The organism is Caulobacter sp. DWP3-1-3b2 (assembly GCF_049896325.1).
Taxonomy (GTDB): Bacteria; Pseudomonadota; Alphaproteobacteria; order Caulobacterales; family Caulobacteraceae; genus Caulobacter.
The window spans coordinates 43,094-65,465 of sequence record NZ_JAFCUB010000019.1; the positions used below are offsets into that span (position 1 = coordinate 43,094).

18 protein-coding genes are annotated in these 22,372 nt (G+C 64.3%); 8 read left to right on the plus strand and 10 right to left on the minus strand.

Features of this window, described 5'->3' with window-relative positions; all coding sequences use genetic code 11:
* Positions 1-53 precede the first annotated feature (53 nt).
* On the plus strand, positions 54-740 hold the full coding sequence (locus ACP7AG_RS13225; RefSeq protein ID WP_426031341.1) for a VOC family protein: 687 nt from the start codon (positions 54-56) through the stop codon (positions 738-740).
* Positions 737-1,939 (plus strand): CaiB/BaiF CoA transferase family protein, encoded by a 1,203-nt coding sequence (locus tag ACP7AG_RS13230; protein WP_426031343.1) that lies wholly within the window; start codon positions 737-739, stop codon positions 1,937-1,939. The genes ACP7AG_RS13225 and ACP7AG_RS13230 overlap by 4 nt, the downstream gene beginning before the upstream one ends.
* A 23-nt stretch (positions 1,940-1,962) precedes the next feature.
* On the opposite strand, the gene ACP7AG_RS13235 is transcribed toward ACP7AG_RS13230, so the two are convergent.
* Both ACP7AG_RS13235 and ACP7AG_RS13240 read right to left on the minus strand, forming a co-directional pair.
* Positions 1,963-2,445 carry a flavin reductase family protein gene (locus ACP7AG_RS13235; RefSeq protein WP_426031345.1) on the minus strand — a complete coding sequence of 161 codons (483 nt, stop codon included), beginning with the start codon at positions 2,443-2,445 and terminating at the stop codon, positions 1,963-1,965.
* Between the two features lie 7 nt (positions 2,446-2,452).
* Entirely contained in the window at positions 2,453-3,703 is a 1,251-nt protein-coding gene (locus ACP7AG_RS13240) for a hypothetical protein (RefSeq protein ID WP_426031347.1), read from the minus strand.
* Positions 3,704-3,860: 157 nt separating this feature from the next.
* Between ACP7AG_RS13240 and ACP7AG_RS13245 the strand changes: the two genes are divergently transcribed.
* Positions 3,861-4,310 (plus strand): MarR family winged helix-turn-helix transcriptional regulator, encoded by a 450-nt coding sequence (locus ACP7AG_RS13245; RefSeq protein WP_426031349.1) that lies wholly within the window; start codon positions 3,861-3,863, stop codon positions 4,308-4,310.
* Positions 4,311-4,463: 153 nt separating this feature from the next.
* Here the strand turns inward: ACP7AG_RS13245 and ACP7AG_RS13250 are convergent, their stop codons facing one another.
* On the minus strand, positions 4,464-5,756 hold the full coding sequence (locus tag ACP7AG_RS13250; protein ID WP_426031351.1) for an acyl-CoA dehydrogenase family protein: 1,293 nt from the start codon (positions 5,754-5,756) through the stop codon (positions 4,464-4,466).
* Between the two features lie 369 nt (positions 5,757-6,125).
* On the opposite strand from ACP7AG_RS13250, the gene ACP7AG_RS13255 reads away from it, so the two are divergent.
* From ACP7AG_RS13255 to ACP7AG_RS13265, 3 genes are all read left to right on the plus strand, one after another.
* Positions 6,126-7,454 (plus strand): spinster family MFS transporter, encoded by a 1,329-nt coding sequence (locus ACP7AG_RS13255; RefSeq protein WP_426031353.1) that lies wholly within the window; start codon positions 6,126-6,128, stop codon positions 7,452-7,454.
* 152 nt (positions 7,455-7,606) lie between these two features.
* Entirely contained in the window at positions 7,607-8,296 is a 690-nt protein-coding gene (locus ACP7AG_RS13260; protein WP_426031355.1) for a DUF3526 domain-containing protein, read from the plus strand.
* A gap of 588 nt (positions 8,297-8,884) precedes the next feature.
* A complete protein-coding gene (locus ACP7AG_RS13265) occupies positions 8,885-10,213 on the plus strand; it encodes a TonB-dependent receptor domain-containing protein (protein WP_426031357.1) in 1,329 nt (442 codons plus the stop codon).
* A gap of 122 nt (positions 10,214-10,335) precedes the next feature.
* Here ACP7AG_RS13265 and ACP7AG_RS13270 read toward each other — a convergent pair whose 3' ends face one another.
* From ACP7AG_RS13270 to ACP7AG_RS13285, 4 genes are all read right to left on the minus strand, one after another.
* Entirely contained in the window at positions 10,336-11,454 is a 1,119-nt protein-coding gene (locus ACP7AG_RS13270; protein WP_426031359.1) for an aldose epimerase family protein, read from the minus strand.
* Positions 11,455-11,460: 6 nt separating this feature from the next.
* Positions 11,461-13,965, minus strand: coding sequence for a glycoside hydrolase family 9 protein (locus ACP7AG_RS13275; RefSeq protein WP_426031361.1), 2,505 nt, complete (start codon positions 13,963-13,965; stop codon positions 11,461-11,463).
* Between the two features lie 288 nt (positions 13,966-14,253).
* Positions 14,254-15,351 carry a Gfo/Idh/MocA family protein gene (locus ACP7AG_RS13280; protein ID WP_426031363.1) on the minus strand — a complete coding sequence of 366 codons (1,098 nt, stop codon included), beginning with the start codon at positions 15,349-15,351 and terminating at the stop codon, positions 14,254-14,256.
* A gap of 31 nt (positions 15,352-15,382) precedes the next feature.
* On the minus strand, positions 15,383-16,297 hold the full coding sequence (locus ACP7AG_RS13285) for an alpha/beta hydrolase (RefSeq protein ID WP_426031365.1): 915 nt from the start codon (positions 16,295-16,297) through the stop codon (positions 15,383-15,385).
* Positions 16,298-16,531: 234 nt separating this feature from the next.
* Here ACP7AG_RS13285 and ACP7AG_RS13290 point away from each other — a divergent pair, with 234 nt between their 5' ends.
* Entirely contained in the window at positions 16,532-17,056 is a 525-nt protein-coding gene (locus ACP7AG_RS13290; RefSeq protein ID WP_426031391.1) for a cupin domain-containing protein, read from the plus strand.
* A 163-nt stretch (positions 17,057-17,219) separates the two neighbouring features.
* Positions 17,220-18,155: an abortive infection family protein gene (locus ACP7AG_RS13295; protein ID WP_426031367.1), complete on the plus strand. Its 936-nt coding sequence runs from the start codon at positions 17,220-17,222 to the stop codon at positions 18,153-18,155.
* A gap of 167 nt (positions 18,156-18,322) precedes the next feature.
* Here the strand turns inward: ACP7AG_RS13295 and ACP7AG_RS13300 are convergent, their stop codons facing one another.
* From ACP7AG_RS13300 to ACP7AG_RS13310, 3 genes are all read right to left on the minus strand, one after another.
* Positions 18,323-19,330, minus strand: a complete 1,008-nt coding sequence (locus ACP7AG_RS13300) for a hypothetical protein (protein WP_426031369.1) — start codon at positions 19,328-19,330, stop codon at positions 18,323-18,325.
* 157 nt (positions 19,331-19,487) lie between these two features.
* Positions 19,488-21,431, minus strand: a complete 1,944-nt coding sequence (locus ACP7AG_RS13305) for an ATP-binding protein (RefSeq protein ID WP_426031371.1) — start codon at positions 21,429-21,431, stop codon at positions 19,488-19,490.
* Positions 21,428-22,300 (minus strand): hypothetical protein, encoded by an 873-nt coding sequence (locus ACP7AG_RS13310; RefSeq protein WP_426031373.1) that lies wholly within the window; start codon positions 22,298-22,300, stop codon positions 21,428-21,430. Before ACP7AG_RS13310 ends, ACP7AG_RS13305 begins: the two co-directional genes overlap by 4 nt.
* Positions 22,301-22,372 lie beyond the last annotated feature (72 nt).

Here is a 22,372-nt window from a genome sequence, read left to right on the forward strand (position 1 = left end):
GTCGACTGAAAAAAGCAAGTCGAAGCACGCGTTAGAAACGCAGGAAATCAGGCATGACCCAGCTTACCGGCGTCCATCACATCGCGGTCATGGCCACGGATGTGAAGAAGCACATCGCCTTCTTCTCCGAGGTTCTGGGCTGTCCGCTTGTGGCTCTGTTCGACATGCATGGCGTGGACGGCGGCCTGCACGCCTTTTTGCGCCTCAACGATCACAGCTACTTTTCGATCGTTCAGTTGCCGGGCGTCGCCGCCGCGCCGATCGAGATTGGCAAGACCCACGCCGGCAGCGGCGCTGGCGTGTCGGCTGCGGGCACGCTTCAGCACCTGGCCTTCAATGTCGATACGCCCGAGGCAATGCTTGCGATGCGTGACCGCATCCGCGATCAGGGCGTCAACGTGATCGGTCCGATCGATCACGGCTTTTGTCAGTCGATCTATTTCGCCGGGCCCGATCACATGACCCTCGAAATCGCCACGGGCCAAAACGCGGTCGATCCGCGGCAGTGGATCGATCCGAAGACAATGGCCGCTGCCGCCATCAGCGCCGAGGAGGCGGAGATCTTCAAGAACCCTGTCGCCTATGTCGGACCCAGTCCCGTACCGCAGCCGCCCTATGATCCCGGCAGGCCGCACCAGACCTTCCCCGAGGCGGTCTACAGGAAGATGCTGGAGCTGCCCGACGAGGTGATCAGCGCCCGATCATCCCACGCCGAACCGCCGGTGAAGGTGCAGGCTTGAGCGAGCCGGCCGCATCGACGGCGGGCGCGCTGAGCGATCTCAGGGTCGTCGAGATGGGGCAGCTGATCGCTGGGCCCTTCTGCGGGCAACTTCTGGGCGACATGGGTGCCGAGGTCATCAAGATCGAGCCACCTGGCGCGGGCGATCCGATGCGGGTGTGGGGGCAAGGGGCGCCGGTCTGGTGGGACGTCATCGCGCGCAACAAGCGCTCGGTTTCGCTGGATCTGCGTCAAGTCGAGGGCCAGGGCCTGGCCCGCCGCCTGATCGCGCAGGCCGACGTCCTGATCGAGAATTTCAAGCCGGGCACCCTGGAGGGGTGGGGCTTGGCGCCCGACGATCTTCGCCGTGACAATCCTGGGCTGATCGTGGTCCGCATGTCGGGTTATGGTCAGACCGGACCCTACGCCGCGCGCGCCGGCTTTGGCGGCGTCGCCGAAGCGATGGGAGGCTGGCGACGGATCGTCGGCGATCCAGACCGGCCGCCTTCACGGATGGGTGTTTCGATCGGCGATAGCCTGACAGCGACCTATGGCTGCATCGGCGTTCTTTCGGCCCTGCATCATCGTCATCGAACCGGTCAGGGTCAGGTCATCGACGCGGCGTTGTACGAGAGCGTGCTGCAGGTCATGGAAGGCATGGTGGCCGAATATGCGGTGGCGGGCGTCACGCGGCAGCGCTCGGGCGCCGTGCTGCCCGGCATCGCGCCGTCCAACGTCTACCCGTGTCTTGACGGTGAATACATGATCGCGGCCAACCAGGATGCGGTGTTCCGCCGGTTGTGCGTCGCCATGGGGCGTCCGGACCTGGCTGACGATCCGCGCTACATCGACCATGTCTCGCGCGGCGCGCATCAGGCGCAGCTCGATGACCTGATCGCCGCGTGGACGATCAAGCTGACCATCCAGGAGGTGGAGGCCGCGATGCTGACGGCGTCGGTGCCGGCCGGGCGGCTGTTTGCGCCGGCCGACATGCTGGAGGATCCGCATTTCGCGTCGCGCGAGGCGATCATCTCGATGGACCACCCCCGCTGGAAGAACTTCAAGATGCAGGGTGTCTTCCCGAAGCTCTCGGCGACCCCCGGAGCCGTGCGGAGCATCGCCCCCCAGGTCGTCGGCGAACATAATGCCGAAATCCTCGGTGGCCGCCTTGGTCTGTCGTCGCAAGACTTGGAGAGACTGCGCGACGCGCGCGTGATCTGAGCGTTCCGGACGGGGGCGGGTCGCTATGTGGCAGCGTAGGCGCCGTTCGCGTAGAGCAGGGGCGGGCCGTCGTTGAGGTCGATGTCCTCCACGTCGCCGATGAAGATCGTGTGCGTTCCCACGTCGATCGCTTGACGTATTCGGCTGGTCACGCTGAACAGGCTGTCGTCCAGACGCGGACCGGGCCACAGATCGCGGCTCCAGGTTCCGGTGCGGAAGCGCGCCTCCAGCTCACCGCCGCTGCAGGCCTGCGCCACCTGCGTATGGGCTCCGGTCAGCACATTGACGCGAAAGCCGCCGGCCTCGACGACCGCCGCATGAAGGCGGGCTGACCTGTTGACGCAGACCAAGACGGCCGGGGGATCGAGCGAGACACTGGTAAAGGCGGTTGCCGTCATAGCCACCGCGTCCTGGCCCTGGCCCGCGGTCAAAACGGCCACGGTCGAGGCGACGCGCCGAAAGCCCTCACGCATCAGGTTGGAAAGATTGGTTCGAGGATTGTCCATGCTGTCCTCAGGTCAAGATCGAGTTGGGCGGCAGGCCGATCAGCGCCCGGCCGTGCAATTCGAAGGCTGTGTCGACGTCGAAGGCGACGTGACTGGCGACGACATTGATGTCCCGCACGGCCCGCTGGAACGGATGGTCGAGCATATGCACGCCCGAGCCCGCGCCCTCCGCCAGGTGCAGGGCCGCGTCGCGGCACTGTTTGACCGCGAAGGCGATCTGGGCCCGAACGGCGATCCGCATCGGGGTTTGGGCCGGTTCCTCGACCGATCCAAGGGCGACGTTGCGTCGGCCGGCGTCGCGGATAAGCAGTTCTGCGGCGTTGACCATCAACTCGGCCGTCGCAAGCCTTATCTGGGCGGTGGGCCGGTGAGCCTGGCTGGATTCATTGCCCATGCGCACATGGGCGCCCAACCGCTCGCGGAAGGCGGCTACCGTGGCGCGAGCCGCGCCCAAGGCCGGAATGGCGGCCGTCATCGCCAGGAACGGCAGCATCGGCGCGCTATAGACGGGATTGTCGTATCCGCGCGAGCCTGGGCCGCGACCGCTGCGAATTGGGGCTGTGGGCACCGTCCGCGCCGTCGGCACGAAGATGTTCTTGGCCTGAATGTCGTTGCTGCCCGTTCCGGCCATGCCATCCACATGCCAGGTGTCGATAACCGTGGCGTCGGTCGCGGGAAACAGGACCATCATCGCCTTGGGCGGACCATCCGGACTGGCCACCAGGGCGCTGGCGATGATCCAGTCGGCATGCATGACGCCGGTGCCCCACTTCCAGTTGCCGCTGACCATGAAGCCGCCATCCGTCGGCGTGGCGATTCCGGGCGGCGCGGTGACGGCCGGCGCGATGATGTAGGGAAAATCGCCGCCCCACAGCGCCGCCTGAGTCTCTTCGGGAAAATGGGCCAGCAGCCAGTTGTGTTCCGCGCAGAACGTCGCCACCCAGGCCGTCGAGGCGCAGGCCTCGGCGAGGGGGAGGCTGGCGTCGATAAAACTGTCCGTGTCGGTTTCCAATCCGCCAAAGCGCTTGGGCACGAACTGGTAGAAGAAGCCGCTGGCGCGCAGGGCGCTCCACACCCTGTCGACAGGCCGGCGCAGACGCTCGGCCTCGGCGGCGCAGCCGGCCACCAGCGGCGCCAGCGCGATTGTGCGGCGGGTGAGTTCCGCCGCCGTCAGCATCGATAGCGCTTCGACACTCAGATAGTCGTCGCCCGCCGGCGGGCTGCGTTGGGCAAGCGTATGGGTGGCGTCATCGGCCATGAACGTTTCTCCCTGTCACGACGCCGCCTTTGGCGATCGTTCAATAATTTGACGATCTCAGGGTGCCGACGCTCGGCGTATTATGTCAAGTAAATTTACAAATATTGCTGGATCCAGGCCGGCTTGCAGGATGCTCCTCAGGCTGTCTAGATTGGGCATGACCTCACGCCTGCTGATGCTCAACCTCCTGAAGGCCGTCTATTGGTTTGATGAAGCTTTGCAGGAAGGGCTGAAAGCCAAGGGTTGGGATGGCCTGACGCGCGCCCAGTCTCTGGTGGTGATGAACGTTGCGACGGGCGTCACGCGGGCCACCGACATCGCCCGCAATCTCGGCGTCTCGCGTCAAGCGATGAGCCAAACCTTGGCCGAGATGGAGGCGCGCGGAGTGCTGCGCACCTATGAGGACGCCGGTGATCGGCGCGTTCGCCGGGTCAATTTCAGCGCTGAATCGTCGGGCATACGCGATGACGCGGTGCGTATCCTGGCCGACCTCGAAACCCGGCTCGCCCGCAGGATCGGCGCTGATCAAGTGTCGGCCCTGCATATGGCTCTGGCGGCCGACTGGGGGCCGCACGGCGACGAGGCGTCAGACCAAGAGCAGGCTTGAACGAGGCCAAGTTGGCGCGACGCTTTCACGTCAGCCAAGCAAAGGCCGGGCGCGGTTGGGCCCAGGTGCTATCAACTGCGCGGCGGCGAGACGTCGAACCCGGTCGCCGTCTCGCGCGAGGCTAAGGTTGGGCGCTGATCGCTTCACCGCCCCCTAGAGGCCTGCCTGGGTGAACGCGGCCTTTCGCGGACCCATGTACCCAAACAGGAAGGCGGCTACCTTGCGCATCTGAATCTCTTCGGCGCCTTCGGTTATCCGGTAGCGACGGTGGTGGCGATAGATATGCTCGAAGGGCTTGTGCCGAGAATAGCCGATGCCGCCATGCACCTGCATCGCCCGATCCGCTGCCTCGCAGACCAAGCGATTAGCCCAGTAGTTGCACATCGACACCTTGTCGGAGAGATCCTTCTCGATGCGCTTATGGTCCATGCCGTCCATCTGCCAGGCCGTCTTGCGAATCAGCAGGCGCAGCATCTCGGCCTGGGTGGCCAGCTCGACCAGAGGAAACTGGATAGCCTGGTTGTCCGACAGCGGCTTGCCGAACGGCTTGCGCGCACGGGCGTATTTAACGCTCTCCTCGATGCAGAACACGGCCGCGCCGAGGCTCGATGCGGCTTGGCGGATACGGTTCTGGTGCACGAACGACTGGCCAAGGCCCAGCCCCTTGTCGATCTCGCCCCAGTAGGCGTCCCGCGGCAGCCAGACGTCGGTAAGTGAAATTCTCGGATGGTCGGTGGGCATGTTGAAGGTCCAAAGCCATTCTTCGATCTTCACCTGCGACGCGGGCACGATGAAGCAGGTAATGCCGCTCGCGTCGCCATCCTTGCCGCTGGTGCGGGCGAAGATCATGACGTCGGTCGCCACGTGCATGCCCGTGGTCCACATCTTCTCGCCGTTGAGCAGCCAACCTGGTTCGCCGTTCCTTTCGTGCGGGACGGCCGTGGTTTCCATGAACGTGGCGTCCGACCCATGGTTCGGCTCGGTCAGACCGAAGGCCGTCTTCATCCGGCCAGTCAGCAGCGCCTCGCCATCCCGCGCGTACTGGGCAGGGGTGGCGAACTCCTTGAACATCAGGACAAACGGATTATTGCCGACAATCGAGTGCTCGTTTTGCAGATCGTTGAACAGGCCCAGGCCCTTACTGGCGAGATGCTCGCGGATCACCGCCATCCACAGCTGCGAGCCCGCCTTGCCGCCCATCTCCAGGGGCCAGGCGAAGCGATAGTGGCCGGCGGCGTCGGCGATGGCCTTAGCCTCGTCGAGCAGCGCTTCCCATTCGTGCCGCGGTAGCCCGTCGCGATCGAAGTCGGTGCGAGCCCACTCCCGGCGGTGATCGAAGAACCGCTCGTTATCGTCCTTGGCCTGCAGGGGCTTGATCTCTGCTTCGATGAACGCGTCGAGCTCGGCAAGATAAGCCGTCAGCTCCGGCGGTAGATCAAACTGCATACTCTCGGCTCCCAGTTCATAACGTCATTATATTTGACAAATGTACCTCCGATGTCCAGCCGTGATGCGGACTGCGAGGCGTGCTCGATGCGCAATGCATGTTGGAGACTTGCATGGGCAGCTGACTATCAATGACAAATATATTGACAAAAATGGCGCCGGGCTCGACGTTCGCGATCATAAGACGCTGGTCGCTAAAGCGGCGTGGCCGATTGGAAGGGGGGAAGCAGGCGCGAGCAAGTCGCGCCATCCGGCCCGCGCCAGAAGTTTGGTCGGATCACGTCGGCGTCGAACCGCCGCGTCAGCGGCCGATTACTTACCATAGTGCAATACAGACCAGGTTCCAGCCGTCTGTCCCCGAAAGCTAAAATGACGGATACCACGGGCGCATCGCGCAAAGCCGCTGTCGGCTATTATCCCTATTACGTCGTCGGCGTGCTGATGCTGATGTATGTTCTGTCGTTCACCGATCGTGCCATACTGGGGTTGATGGTCGATCCGATCCGGCGGGAATTGGATCTGACAGACACGCATATCTCGATCTTGTCGGGATTTGCCTTCGCCTTATTCTATTCGGTGATGGGGCTGCCGTTCGCCAAGTGGGCCGATACGCGCAACCGCAAAATCCTGATTCTCTTTGGGGCGGTGTTCTGGAGTCTGGCGACGGTAGCGTGCGGCCTAGCCAGCGGCTTCTGGGGACTACTTGTCGCCCGCTTCGCGGTGGGCATCGGGGAAGCGACGCTCTCGCCCGCAGCCTACTCGATGATTGCGGACTATTTTCCGCCGCGAAAGCTGGGATTCGCGATGAGCCTTTATTCGTCAGGCATCACGATCGGCGGCGGCTTGGCCATGGTGATCGGCGGTTCACTCGTCGGCTGGGCTCAGGCGCAAGCGGTCGCCGTGCCGGGGCTGGGGGACCTTTCGGGGTGGCGCCTGGCGCTGATGATGATTGGAGCTTTTGGCCTCGCCGTGCCGCTTTTGCTGGCGGTCACAGTGCGTGAGCCGTCTCGGCGGCCGACAGCCCAAGACGCCGACGCATCGCCTGATCTGATCGATGTTTTTCGTTTCATCGCCGCCAACGGCCGGGTCTTCTTCGGCATATACGGCGGCTACACCATCGCGACGATCATGGCCTTGGCGCAGATCATCTGGGCGCCCAGCTTCTTCATTCGTGTCCATCACATGGACGTGCGCGCGTTTGGACTGTTGTATGGCGTGATCATGGGCGTCGGCGGCACCTTGGGCCTGATGGCCGGCGGGCTGCTGTCCGACGCCATCGCAAAGCGAGGGCGCCGAGACGCGCCGATGATCGTGATCCTGATGGCGGTCCTTCTGCAGTTTCCTTTTTTTGTATCCGCTTTCCTAGTCCCCGACAGGTCTCTGGCCTTGATCCTCTTTGGTGGCGCGGTCCTTTCCTTGTCTTTGGCCGGAGGCCTCCAAGGCGCGACACTGCAACTCGTCAGCCCTGAGCGAATGCGTGGTCGAATTTCCGCGATCTACATCATCCTGACCAGCATAACCGGCGGCGGCCTGGTCCCGGTGTTTATCGCCGCGCTCAGTGAGCACGTGTTCACCGGGGAAAATGCGCTTGGCAAGGCCCTGGCGGCGACCGCGGTCCTCACCTTGCCCGTCGCGGCGCTCATCCTAGCCTTTTCGCTGCGGCAAATGCGTGAAGCCGTAGTGAAGCTACGTGAGTGAATTGGCCAACCCGCATGTCCAGGCCTGCCGTCGCTGCGGCTGCCTTGCAGGCCCCGGTCGAGCTGCCGTGTGGTGATCGGCTGGCCTGGACTACGGCCGGGAAACAACCATCCCATGGGCGTGTGCGCCTCGCGCCGCGGCGGCGGTTGGGGGTGCAGGGCGGTCTCTGGATGCTGTTGGTGCTGGGAATTCCGATCGCCGGGACGCTGCTGTCTGGATTGGTAGATCCTGGCCCGTCGACGATCGCCGCGATCGATGCTGAACGCCGCGTCAAAGACGCTCTGCAGGCGGACCGTGACAAGATCGTCGCCAAGGCCTTCTCCGCCCGAGCAGACCTGCGTGGGGCCAAGGACAAGATCGCCACGCTGGATCACGCGACCCGGCTGACCTTTCTGACACCTGAGACTGAGCGCCGATTGGCGCCGTTGCGCGTGGGCGCCCAAGCGCACCTTGAGCGGCAGGATCAAGTGTCGGACATGGCCGCCTACGCCTCGCCGCCGCTCGGTCTCGACGCCGCCCTAGCCACCCTAGCCGGGACCGATCCGGATCGGCATCGGCGTTTCGAAAGCCACGCGCGCGGCTATCAGCTTCAACTGCGCGATCGGTTCTATCCGCTGGTCCAGCACCAAATAATCTCGCCTTCTCCCCTCGCGGAGCCTGCGCGACGTGGCCGGCTGAACCATGATCCGACCGTGTCTCTGCCAAGGTTCCAAATGCGCGAGGTCCCTGCTGCCGAGCGTATCGGTGCGGTCCTACCGACCACGGCTTGGTTTTTGGTCTTGGGAGCGGCGCTGGCCACCCTGGGCGTGCGGTTCGCCGGGTCTTGGCCGAGGGATCTGTAGGATGCGGGTGTTCTCTCCACTCGCGGCGATCGGCGCGCTGGCTCTGGCGGATCCGGCGCTGGCTCAGCGGTCGGCCGACAACGCGGTGACCGCCGCCGAAGACGCCTTCGGCTCGTCTATCGGCAACGAGTCGATCGGGCTGTACACCCCTTCGCAGGTGCGCGGCTTTTCGCCGGTCAGCGCCGGCAATGTCCGCATCGAGGGTGTCTATCTCGATCGCCAAGGGACCTTGTCCCTGCGCCTGGTGGCGGGCTCGACGATCCGTGTGGGCCTGTCGGCGCAGGGATATCTGTTCCCGGCGCCAACCGGCATCGTCGACTATCGCCTGCGCGGGGTAGGCCTAAAGCCTGTCGTCAGCGTCCTGGCCGGGTCCATGGCCTATGGCCCCCCCACCCTCGAGATCGACGCCCAACTGCCGCTGGTTGGCGATCGGCTGGGCGTGGCGGTAGGGGCGTCCTGGGCGCATGAGGAGTACTACGACGGGTCCGATGCTCGCTATACGCGCCTGGCCATCATCCCGCGCTGGAAGCCGACCGGCAGACTCGAGATCGTGCCCTTCTGGTCGGCCACCTTCGGCATAACGAACAGGTGGCCCCCACCATCGTCACCGCTGGTCCGTTCGCGCCGCCCAAAGTCCCGCGACGGCGCTATTTCGGACAGGATTGGGCGGCCAAGGATAGCCGAAGCCTCAACATGGGCGTGCTGGCCAAGGCGCGACTGGGATCGGCCTACACCCTGACGGGCGGCGTCTTCCGCTCAAGCTTTCGCAACGAGCAGAACTTCGCCGAGCTCTTCGTGGGCACCACGGCCGACGGCCTCACCCGCGAACAGGTCATCGCCGACCCTGGCCAGAACTACGCATCGACCAGCGGCGAGTTGCAGATCAGCCGCATCTTCGCCGAAGGGCCTCAGCTGCACGCCCTGCACGCCACGGTCCGCGCTCGGCAGGTTGAGAGCCGCTATGGCGGCGCGGCTCCCGCTCTGAACCTTGGCCCACGATGGCTGGACGAGTGGGTCCCGATCTCCAGGCCAGACCGTTTCGCGCTCTCGGAGCAGACACACGACCAGGTTCGGCAGGTCACGGTGGGCGCCGCCTACGAAGGGCGTTGGCGGGACGTGGGTGAAGTCAGCTTGGGCATTCAGCGCAAGACGATCGACCTTCCCGGCGCCTTGGCCACAGCCTGGGATGCGGAACGCCCCTGGCTGGCGAACGGCGCGGCTGCGGTCCATCTCAGCAAGGCGCTGGCGCTCCATGCCGGCCGCACGCGAGGCCTGGAAGAAAGCGGCTTGGCGCCCGCCAGCGCCGCCAATCGCAATGCGGCGCTGCCGGCGATCCGCACGACGCAGTCCGACGCCGGCGTGCGCTGGACGGTCTCGCCACGCCTGAAGCTGGTCGCCGGCGTCTTCGACATCCGCAAGCCTTACTTCAATACCGACGAGGCCAATGTCTACACGGTGCTCGGCGATGTGCGCCACCGCGGCGTTGAACTCAGCCTTTCGGGTGCGCCCACCGATGCGATCAGCTTGGTGGCGGGCGCGGTGTTGATCAAGCCTCGCGTGACCGGCGCGGCCGTCGAACTGGGCCGGGTCGGCGAGCGTCCTCTGGGTCAGCCCACGGCTGTCGTCCGAGGTAACCTCGAATACAGGCCGCCCGCCTGGCGCGGCTTTTCGGTCGACCTCGCCGCAGCCTACCCCGGTCGCCGGCCAAGTTCCCGTGACAATCTCGCCTGGCTTCCCGCCTATGGCGTTCTGGACATCGGGGCCCGCTATCGCTTTCGGATCGGTGATGCGCCGGCCACCTTGCGGCTACAGGTGGCCAATGTGACCAACAGCTATGCCTGGAGCGTCAGCGGCAGCAACAGCTACGGATTGATGGACCGGCGACGAGCGCTTGCCTTCCTTGTCGTAGACTTCTGACACCCTCCGGGCCTTACCCGCAAGTGTGAGCCAAGGTCTGCTTTGCGGATGGGAGCCAACTTCCGCTTGTGGCGCATCAGTGCCAAACCGGCGCGTCGGTATCTGCGCAGATGAGTTCATGGCTAGTCGTCCGCAGCAAACCGATAGTCGGTCCGCCAGACGAACCGCTGGCCGGGACGAAGAACCGTGGACGGGAAGTGCGGATTGTTGGGACTGTCAGGAAAGTGCTGCGGCTCAAGGCACAGGCCGCTGGCCGGGCCGTAGTCGGCCCCATCTCTACCGCGCACCTTCAACCAATGAGCCGAATAGAATTGTAGCCCTGGCTGATCGGTCCACACTTCGAGGCTGCGGCCGCTGGCCGAGCTTCTAAGGCGAGCCGCTTTTCGCAAAACGCCGTCGACGGTTGGGTCGAGGATGAAATTGTGGTCGTAGCCGCCTGGGAAGGCTGCGATGTCGCGACCGACCCCCTTTGCCGTGCGAAAGTCTAGCGGCGTAGCCGCGACGGGAGCGATCGCCCCGGTCGGCAGCCCCGTCTGGTCCTTGACCGTGTATGTCGAGGCGGCGATCTCAAGGTCGTGATCGAGGGCAGCGGCGCCGCGACCGCCGCCCGACAGGTTGAAGTAGCTGTGGTTGGTCAGGTTGATGAACGTTGGCGCGTCTGTAGTGGCCCGCGCCTCGAGGGTCAGTCGGTTGTCGTGCGTAAGCCGGTAGACCGCGACAACACTCACCATGCCCGGAAAGCCCTGGTCGCCGTCGGGGCTGAGCAGCCCTAACTCCAGCGCCGGCCCTCGCTCATCCTCGAAGGCCCGCGAACGCCACACGACCTTGTCCCAGCCAGTGATCCCGCCATGGATGCTGTGTATGCCATCGGCGTTGAGCGCCAGCCTGTGCTCGTGGCCATCAAGCGTGAAACGACCATGGCCGATGCGATTAGCGAATCGCCCCATGATCGCCCCGAACCGTGGAGAGTCCGCGACATAGCGATCCAGACTGTCGAAGCCGAGCACGATATCGTCCAGTCGCCCGGCGCGGTCGGGTGTCAGCAGGCGGACGACGATGCCGCCATAGTCGGCGATCTCGGCGCTCAGGCCGTGACGATTGGTCAGGGTGAACAGCGTCACCGCCTGACCGTCCGGCAGCCGGCCCCATGGCCGCTCGGTGACGGCCGGCCTTGCTGTGGCGCCGACGCCACCCGCTAAAAGCGCCGTCCCAACCGCTGCCTGTCGCCTGGTGACATCCATGCCGACCTACCGGTGCGCCAACTGCTCGGCGGCCAGCGCCAGAAACATGTAATTGGTTTCGCCGCCGCCCATCACATATTCGGTCTGCTGCCAAAAATGCGGCCAGATTTTCAGCTCTGGCAGATCGGGCCGGATGAGAGCCGTGCCCGAGATCACGCCTCCCGGGATGTAGGACCAGTCGGCGCGGTTGTTTCCATAGGCCACCGTCGCTGAGTTGGCGCCGACCCCTGAAGCGAAAGACTGAGTGTTTTCACCAGGGTGGACGCCGAGCACAAAGTTCAGAGCGTTGAGTTGGAACTCGGCAGAGGTCAGCTCTGGCCAGGCCTTATGGAAGAACCACTGCTGGACGCCGAATTCCTGGATTGTCCAACCCGCGCCCCATATGTCGGGCTTGTAGGGTACGCCATAGGGGGAGCTCTTGGCGTCCTCACGCAGCTTGGCCTGATAGGTCGCGACGGCCGTGGCGACGTCGGTCCGGAAAGCGGCGTCCGGAATCCTGTTGATTACCTGGCCGACGGCCCAGCCCGAATGGGCGACGTCGGCGATGATCTGCGGCTTGAGGGCAGCCAATTCATCGACCAGCGCGGGGTCGTCGCTGGCCAAGATCAGTTCGCTCAGCGCGAACAGCCTTTGGCGCGGCCCCTTGGCCCGGTCCTTGGCCTTGCGATAGAGGTCGCGAGCCGCGGCCAGCGACTCGGCGGCCAGGGCGATGTTATAGGATCGCATCGCGACCGAGGCGGCGGCGAGACCGCCAGCGACCTCGAGCTCGCGGTCGGGATTGTCCTCGGTGAACACCAAACGGTCGTCGTCGACGCCGTAATTGTGCCCGCGGATTAGCCCGCGCTCGACCTTCGGATCATAGGGCAGGTTGTCGGTCTGAACCGAGATGTCACCCAGCAGGGTGTACTGCTCCAGATGCGGTTCGATGATGCCGCGATAGACCCGTCCCATGCCGCGATAGCCGCCCAAGACGCTTAGCAAGCCGTGCTCGATCTGCTGCTGGGCGTCTTTCTTGCCGTCGGGAACGCGAATCTGGACGGTCTTGGTCTTCTGGTCGATGGTCGTGGCGTCGTAGTTGAGGCCGAACTCGGTGATCATCTTCGATAGCAGCCAGACGGTACCCATCTGGCTCTCGACCCGCAGGTCGTAGTCTCCGGCGTCGTGCCAGCCGCCGGCGTCCAGGCCTGGCACGCGCTCACCTGGCAGGTACTTGGTCAAGGTCGAGGGACCCTGCAGATAGCCGTCGAAGTGGTTGTGGTTGATGGGCGCCATCCGGGCGTCGTCGAGATGGTCCAGGCCATGCCAGACACGATAGTTCTCGCGCACGAGCATGTGACACATTTGGTTGGGCAGGAAGACCTCCAGGGTCGGCTGCCAGACGTGGCGGTCATAGACGTCCGCGCTGATTTTAAACGGGTGGGTCAGCTGGTCGCGATAACCCAGCAAGTACATGCCCGGCTGAGTGACTTCCGAGAAGTCGAAGGTGGAATAAGCGTAGCGCAGGAACGGGCCGAAGGCCTTGGGCGCCTGACGTTTAACGAGCTCACGACCGGAGTCGGTCAGGCGATAGAGGACGACGGGATCGTTTTGGGTGTCGAGCGGATCGCGCTCGATCACCGCGCGCTTGGTCTGGCTGGGCGCATAGCCCACCTGGCTGACCTGGATCACCGGCGCCGAGCGCCAACCCTTCACGACGTTCGGGGTGACCACCCATTCGATGGCGTGGTTCGTGGCGCCAGCCGGCACGAGGCCCCGGACGATGTACCAGCCGTTGTTCTGGTTTCCACGCCCGTCCAGCAGTTCCAGTTCTCCCGAACGGCTTTCGATCTTCATGCGCTGCAGGTCCTGGTCAGGTGCGACGACCAGCGTACGCCCCTTGGCCAAGGGCGCGGCGATCCGCTCGCCGGGACGCACTTCGACTGGTCCGTTTGCCTGGCGCGGGAAGATCCCGGCCTGGCTGTCCATCAGCCAGGACTTGCCGAAGAGCGGCGTCGGAAAGAGCTCGAAGTTGAAGCCGACGCGGCCGCCCCACTCGGCGGGAAGCGGCTTGTCCAGGTCGACGGTGATCTTGAATGCACCGCCGGCTAGGGGCGAAACCCTGACTTGGTACGTGAACTTCAGGTCCGGATAGTCAATTGGATTGAAGCCTTTACGATCCTTGGCGGGGTCCGGATAGGAGAGGGTTTGGGTGATGGTTTGTGTGGCCCGATCGACCTTGCGCTCGCCGGTCACGGGCATCGGAGACCACTGGCCTGGAGACGCTTCAAGCCGCAGATCGCCGTTGGCCGCCACCCGGGTTCCATGCTGCACGACCGTCACGCCGGTCTGATGTCCGTCGGGATAGAAGTCGCTGAAGACCATCACGTTGAGGCCCTGCTCGGCGAAATAGTCCTTGGCGTTGATGACCATGGGCGGACGCCCGGTCGTGCCGGGCTTGGCCCGATCCCCTGCTTGGACGGCGCCGGCCAGCAGGCTGAGGGCGGCCGTGGCCGACAATAGGCGCGCGATCATGCGTACTCTCGGGGACGGAGGGTTGGGATTGGCTGCGAAATCAGGTGCGGAGCGGCCAATAGCTGCGCGACCGCTGTGGCGTGGCTCCCGCGTTGCGTCTCGATGCTGTCCTCCCCTCGCGTTCGCTGCTGGCGATGCACACGTCGCCGCTATTTGTCGTACCAATTCTTTTGTGATCTCAACATGTTGGTCGGGATGCCGAATCGTTGGCCTAAAGTGATAGCGCTGTCAATTTGTCCATCTAGCCAAGCTGGCCGGGGTGCGGCGAACCGCTAGATGGTGCCCCGCTTACAGGAGCACCGTGCGGGCCTCACGGGCCGACTGGTAGATCGCCTCGATAATCCGCATGTCACGCAGACCTTCGTCTCCGGAGACGATCGGCGGGCGATCAGCCCGGATGCAATCGGCCATGTGATCCAGCTGGCCGGCAAATTGGCTCTTGCCGGGTCCAGGCGGGGGCGTGAGGTCCTGCGCGCGCCCATCCTTTCCAGTCCACAAACGGTTGCCGTCGTAGCGCGTGGCGGGCTCCATCTCGATCCGGCCCTGGTCCCCCACCAACAGAACGTGGTTCTGGTTGGCGCTGTAGGTCGATAGACAGCTGGCGATCGCCCCGGAGGGAAACTTCAGCAGCCACTCGATCATGTCCTCCACCTCGGTGAAACGCGGGTCGCCGCGATCGGTGGACTCGCGCGCCGTGACCGAGACCGGCTCCTCGCCGGTCATGTACCGCGCCGCCTGCAGGCTGTAGACGCCCATGTCCATCAGCGAGCCGCCGCCCGCCATCGCCTTCTTCAGCCGCCACTTCGACGGGTCGCCCTGCACGAAGCCATGCTCGGAGCGTACGTAGCGGATATGGCCGGCCGCGCCCGAGCGGGCCAGGCGCATGGCTTCAAGATTGGTGGCTTCGAAATGGCAACGATAGCCGATCATCAGCTTGCGCCCAGCCTTCCTGCACGCCGCGATCATCGCTTCGCACTCGGCGACCGAGGTCGCCATCGGCTTTTCGCACAGCACATGCTTGCCCGCCGTGGCGGCCCGGATCGTGTACTCGGCGTGCAAGGAATTAGGCAGGATGACGTAGACGACATCTACGTCGGGATTGTCGTGGATCTGATTGAAGGTCTCATAAGAATAAATTGAGCGCTCAGGCACGCCATAGCGCGCCGCGGTCGCGTGGGCCTTCGTCGGGTCTCCGCTCACCAGGGCCGTGACCCGGCTGTGCTGGCAATTGACAAACTGCGGCAGGATGACGTTGAGGCCGTAATAGCCCAGGCCGACGATCGCGTAGCCGATCTTGCGACCGCTGGCGGCGCGGGCCCCTCCCGCGACCGACGCGACGGTGAGAGAGGCGGCGGCGAGAAGGAGGTCGCGACGTCCGATGTCCATGGTGGTGATCCCGTTGAATGGCGGCGGTTTATCAAGGCTTGAGGGGCTGGGCGTCCATCAAGGGCCGTTCGTGCAGCCAGCCGCCGTCGCTCAACCAATCGGCCAGGCGGTCGGGCCAGTGCAGAATCGACAGGCTCTCGGAGTGGGCGGCGATGTTGAAGCCGTGGTCCATATCGGCGAAGAGGTGCAGCTCGACCGACACGCCGGCGTTGCGAAGCTGGCTGTAAAGGGTCAAGGCCGGCTTTGCGCAGCATGGGTCCAAGGAGCCAGCGGTGATGAAGGCCGGCGGCGCCCCAGCCACGGCCTGGGCTGGGATGCCCAGGGAACCGGGATAGACCAGAACCTGGAAGTCGGGGCGGGCGCTGACGGCGTCGAGCGGATCGGCCGAGGGCGGCTCGAGCGGCGCGGGGTTGTCGGCGACCAGCGAGACCAGTTCGCCGCCGGCCGAGAAGCCCATCACGCCGATGCGCTGCGGATCCACGCCATACTGGGCAGCGTTGGCCCGCACCCAGCGGACGGCCCGGCGCAGGTCGGCGGCAGCGTCGCGGTCGATCGAATAGGTCGACCCGGCCTCGCGCGCCAAGCGGTACTTCAGAACAAAAGCGGTGACGCCGTAGCGGTTGAGGGCCTTGGCCGGCCCAACACCCTCATTGACGAAGACTAGCATGCGATGCCCGCCGCCGGGCACGACGACGACCGCCGCACCGTTGGCATGGCGCGGGGCGGCGGGGAACACCGTCAGGGACGGGTCATGGACGTTGCGCACATAGGTATTCTCGACGACCTCAGCCTCGCTGGACCGCCGCTCGGCGCCGGGCGCGCCGCGCGGCCAGAGCGGAACTGTCGCGGGGCCGCCGTCGATCGCCGAAGGGACCTGCGCCGACGCCATGACCGGCGCGGCTGCCAATAGCGCCAGGAGGACGAGGGCGACGGCGCGGACAAGCATGGGAAGCCTCCCGAACCGCACTTGCGGCCAACCTCGCGGTCAGCCTCCACATTTTGGTGCGCATGCCTATACGACCATGGTCTAGGGTCGGTTCTGGTCCAGCCGTCGGTAGGAATCGGCGGCGATGTTCCCCCGCTCACTCCGCGGCGCTTTTCCAGCGAGCATCTGACGTACGGAATGGGCGGTCGTTCGCGTCCATGATGTTACGGACTGAGGAGAGCTGCGTTGAAGACAATGGCCGACGCCTTCGCGATCTGCGCGACTTCATTGCTGCTTGCACTGTCGTCAGGCATCGCCACCTCGTCCGCGCAGACTAGCCGCACTCCAGAAGTCGACCCGTCTGGTTTCGCGAGCAGCGCGGATGTCCAAGCTCAACTCCGCGACATGCTTGCCGCGATGAAATCTGATCAAGGGTTCATGTGGCGACCCTTGGTGCGCGACGGCGCGACCGTGGCAGCGATCGAAATATGGAAGAAGCCTGGCCGTCCCGCTGTTCACCCTACCGAAGCGGAGTACGCAACCGTATTAGAAGGCTCTGGTACGCTGGTTTGGGGCGGGGCCCTGACGGATGCAAAGGTCAGCAACGCCAAATTGATTGAGGGTAGCCAAATCCAGGGCGGCGCGACACGGACACTGGGCCGAGGCGACGTCATTCTGATTCCCGCGGGCGTACCTCATTGGTTTGGGATTACCGGCGACCGCCTGATTTTGCTCGGGATTAAGCTGCCCGCGCCAGATGACCATCTGGGAGAGGATTGACGCCGCGCTGGTCGTCATCGCCTGCGCATGAATGTCCGGAGGCCGGCGGCGCCTCAACTTCCGCTCTTGGCGCTGAGCTGAACCGGAAGTCGGCGGGCCTGACGGCAGGGCAGGGCGGTATGTGGCCCTGGCGATGATCGGCCGAGGCGACTAGCTTCGCCAAATGAAGTTTCGACCGATCGAAATCGCAGTCGGAGACCGGCTCAGTCCTCAAAGCCGGGAAAGATTGGAACGCGCATGGCTTAAAGCGCTCGATCGGACGGATACTGACCCGGATGGAGCGGTGACGGCGGCCCGTTCGTTTCTGGAGTCGACCTGCAAGCATGTGCTCGACACCCTCGGGGTGACATATGGTCCGAACTTGGATCTTCTACAGCAGTTCCGGTTGGTCGCTGACGAGCTGAAGATCTCCGCCGCCGGCTCGACGGGGCGGATCGAGAAGCAATTCTATACGGGCGCCTACAGCGTCGTTCAGGCGCTCACCGAACTCAGGAACGAAGCTGGCGACGCTCACGGCAAGAGCCAGGAAGGGACGCGCTCGTCTTCGGCCCAGGGCGAGTTCGCGGTAAATCTGGCGGGATCGACCGCAGCATTCCTTCTGCGAAAGCTCGATAGCCACCTCGCTGCGACGCGCCGCCTGACCTCAAAGGGAAACGCAGTCCTTCGCTTCGACAAGGCCGTCGTTTGGCGCTTGGTCGATCACGCTCAGAACGCGCCGGACCACATGACGAGGCTTCGGGAGCGGAAGCCGAAGCCGTCGATCTGGCTAGTTGCGGATGCGGGAATCTACCTGAAGAGCAACGGCAAGCCCGCGCTCCTCGCCAACGGCCGGCTTGCCAAGGACGATGCCGATGGGAAGCCTCGTCTCACCGCCCATGCGGACGGCTGCGGGCCGTTCGACGCCGTGGATGATTGGAGTCCGCTGCAGGTGGCGATGTCCGGTGGTGACGACTTTTGCGAACCGCTTTCGGTCGCGCAGGTCCGACGGGCTTTGGAGGGCGCGGCGCATCAAATCGTCGTTGTCAGCAACGCGACCCATTATTCGATCTATTCGGATATGGAGTTCGACGACATGGGCGGCGAAGCGACGTTGGAATAGGCTTTCGGCACCATACGGGCATGAACTGGGTCTATATGCGCCGACGTTTGGATCTCCACACACGGGCGGCCGAAGGTCCGATTCCTGGAACGACCCCAATGTCTGCTCGTGGCGCAACCCGCTGATCAAGACCCGCGCCTCGCCCGAACGGCACCCACGTCCATTCCCTAGGCGGACGAAGTCCCGCGACACCGATCCAGAAAGGCCTTCGAGAAGGCGATCTTCGGTGCCTTGTCCGAACCGCCAACCGCGTAAGTGTAGACCTCGATCGGGACGGTCGCGAGCGCGGCGGCCAGACGCGGCCGAAGGGGCGGGCTATCGGGCACCAACAAGCCAGGCCTGAGCCCGGCTTTCAGGCCAATGATCGACGGATAGAGCATCAGCTGGCCCACGGCCTCGTAGACGTCCTTTGCCGACACGCCCGTCTTAATCTCGATCAGTAGATTTGCAGTCTCAACCACCCCGTCGACCTCGAAGCCGTTTCGCTTCGGCTTAGTGAAGCTCTCACCGAGAGCTGCTTTCAGGGCCTGCCAGACAAACCCCTGCAGCGCGCAGATTTCCGCGCTCCCGCCCTGCCGCTCGACGGTGATGAGACGGCCCTTCTCGTCTCTGCCCAAGGCGGGGGGCTGATCGGGTTCGGGCTCGGGATCCGCCTTGCCGCCACCCGCTCTTGAACGGGCCAACGTACAGGCCACAACGAAGCTCGCGGTCTGGGCGAGGATGTTATCTGGGGTGTCGCTCAGATCGGCGACAAGGTACCAAGAGCGCGCGGAGGAGACACCGCCCACCTTTAGATCCACGGGTTCAAGACCAGACAGGGCCTGAAAGTCCGCGCGGATCGCGCGGGAAAGGCTGTTCTTCTGCAAACGCCCCTCGCGCAATAACAGAAGCCGCCCATCTCCACCGCGACCGACAACGGTCAGCCTGCCCTTATCGCGTTGAGACACCTTGGGCAGCACGACCTTGACGACACCGCTTTCAAACTTTTGGTCAGCGCCAAGCATGACCTGATCGACGATCTTTCCCGGCACGCCCTGACCGTAGCGGCTGAAAAACACTCCCGATCCCTCGATGATCCAGCCATAGCCGGAAGGGACGCCGCTCTCGACCAACACCTCGGCCCATCGCCGAAACGCGCGATCGCTTTCAGCCTGGCTCGTCACCAATTCGATCATTGTGTTAGCGGCCGGCTGTTCAAATCGGATTCTCTTCCAAGACAGATCACGGGAACGCGCCGTGCGCCAACGGTCGTTGTTCGCCGTCGGCCGTCATCTCTAAAGTCGTGTTTCTGGAACGGTGATTGAGTCCGCTTCTGGCGCAGCGGAGACGTCCCTACCTGCTCTGATCACAGCAACGAATAGAGCCAACGGTTGCTGATGATTGCTTGGCCATCAAACGCTCAATGCTCCGGCTCAAAGCCTGAATGTCGATCGGTTTGGAAACATGGTCGTCCATCCCCGCCTCGGCATATTCGGTGATCTGATGGGCGAAGGCATTGGCGGTCAGGGCGATGATCGGAATCGGCGAGCGACCCGATCTAGCCTCGGCGGCGCGAATCTCCCGCGTGGCCTCCAGCCCGTTCATGTCGGGCATATGGATGTCCATCAGGATTAGGTCGAACGGCTCCCTCCGCCAGAGCTCAAGCACCTCGACACCGGTGCCGGCCAGCGTGAGATCCACGCCCAGCGCGCCCATGATCGCCTCAAGCACCGCCTGGTTGGTCGGGTTGTCTTCGGTCGCCAGGATGCGAAGTCCCTCGTTCAGGTCAGCGGTTGCGGAAGCTTCGATGTCGGCTTCGTCGTCCTGCGCCCGAGGCAGCGGCAGGGTGACGTAGAACGTCGATCCTTTCCCCGGGGCGCTGTCGGCCCAGGCCACGCCGCCCATCTGGCAGGCTAACTCACGGCAGATCGCCAAACCCAGGCCGGTGCCGCCGAACCTGCGCGTGGTCGAGGCGTCGACCTGGGAGAAGCGCTGGAACAGCCGACCCATGCTGTCCTGCTCGATGCCTATGCCGGTGTCGCGCACGGCGATCTTCAGCCCCTCCACGCCGTTGTCCACGTAGGCCTCCACGTCGATATCCACCCCGCCCTCGAGGGTGAACTTCAAGGCGTTGGCCACATAGTTGCTAACGATCTGGCGAAGCCGCGCCGGGTCACCGCGACGAGGGCCATCGATGTCGGCCATGTGGAGCTTGAGGTGGACACCCTTGCGCCGGGCCACGGCCTTGAAACTCGTCAGGACGCCCGTCAGCACTACGCGAGGGTCGAACGTGACCGTTTCGAGTTCCAGCATGCCGGCCTCGATCTTGGAGAAATCGAGCACGTCGTTGATGACGTGCAGCAAGTCCTGGCCAGACAGGAGGACGACATCCAACTTGGCGCGCTGTGCCGCGCTCAGATCGTCCTCGGCCATCAATTGCGCCATCGTCAGCACGCCGTTGAGTGGGGTGCGCAGCTCGTGGCTCATGTGGGCAAGGAACTCGCCCTTGGCCCTGTTGGCTGCTTCCGCGGCGGCCCGCGCCTCGGATAGCCGCGCGCCTTCGCGTTCGGCCTCGCGGAGCTTGACCGCATTGTCCTTGAACACTTGCACGGAGCGCGCCATCGCACCGATTTCATCGTGGCGCTCCACGTCGCCGACGAGAGTGTCGAGGGCCCCGGTCGAAAGGGCGCTCATAGCGCCGGCAAGTTCCTTGAGCGGCTTGGCGATGCGACGCATCAAAATCACCAGCAACGCCACGATCAGACCCGTAGCAATCAGGCCCACCACCATCACCCACAGCACCCCCGACCATACAGTGGCGGCGACAGTGTCGGGCGCATACACGATGACCATCGTTCCCAAGGTCTGGCTTTTTCCGGCTTCGACATGACGCAGGGGTACGATCGAGCGCCAGTATCGCCCCGAACGATCGGCGCGGGTCAGACCTTGATCGGGATCGGTCGGCGCCGCGTCCATGGCCTGGGGGCGAAGAGCGGGATTTCCCGACAGCAGGATAGGGCGACGCTCCGCGTCGAGGATGACGATTGCCTGGACATCGGAGTCCTCCACAATCGGCTTGAGGGCGGCCTTCAGAGCCGAGTCGTCGAGCATCCAGACGGCGGAGGTGACGTTTTCATGCGACAGGCTGGCGCTTAGCGCGATCTTCTGGCGGAAAGTGTCGAGGGCGCCCTGCGTACGCGACAAGGCGGTGACCCCCGCCAGCACCAGGAAGCTGATCACCACCAAGCTCAAGCTGGGGGCCAGGACCTGAAACAGGATCGATCGGCCCCGACTCATGGTCGGTACCAATATCGCTCTGGGATCGCGCGAGTCGTCGGCGACAGATAAGGGTTGTCGATCTCGATGATCCGCCGATGGCGGATGTCGGCCTTCTCCAAGGCGCTCTGAATGCCTGGATCCTGGCGAAAGAGCCGGTCGTAGGAGCCATCATCGAAAGCTCTAACGAACCCTGTGTATAGGTCATCGTACAGGGGCAGATTCGACTTGGCGACGTGGAACATGCTCGTGAAACGATAGCGGAGCAGCAGCGAGGTCTCGACCTGCAGACCAGGGTTGGCTGGCGAGAATTTTGCCTGCTCGCCATAGGCCTCCAGGATGCCGCGGGGAAAGAAGTCGCCACGGCGGGCCAAGGTCATGGTGAAAAGTTTTTCGTAGGTCCCCGTCCACACCGTCACACCGGCATGCCGCAGAATGTCGACGTCGGGCCAGCCCTTCCCCTGCAACGCGGTCAGGCCGCGTAGCTGCCGCAGATCTTGCACGCGTGAAAACTCCCCCTGGCGCGTGCCGTCGATCAGCAGAAGGCGATAGCCTAGAAGGCCGCGATCGATCGGCAGCGGAACGGCGGCGAGCTTGGCGTCAGCCGCGATGCTAGTTCCGAGCATGGCCACGTCCAACAGGTTGCCTGCAGCGATGGCTTCGATGGCTCTCGGCTCGGTAATGCGGCCCAAGGGCGAAGGCCTTAGAACAGCGCGGCGTCCGCTCTTGGCCAGGGCCAGTTTCAGGACCTTGAAGCCGAAGGTGTTCTCCGCGGCCAGGCCGTTGCCCTGATTGTAGTAGATAATGTCCGGCGACGCCTTAGCGGCGGCTGCAGCTGCGGCTGCTGCGGCGGCCGCCGGCGCGGTCAGGAGCGGCAGGGCGGCAATCAAAGCACGACGCGAAACTTTCCTTCCGTCCATAAGCCCCCCGCCTACGCGCCTTTTCGGTGAGGCGTCGAGTCC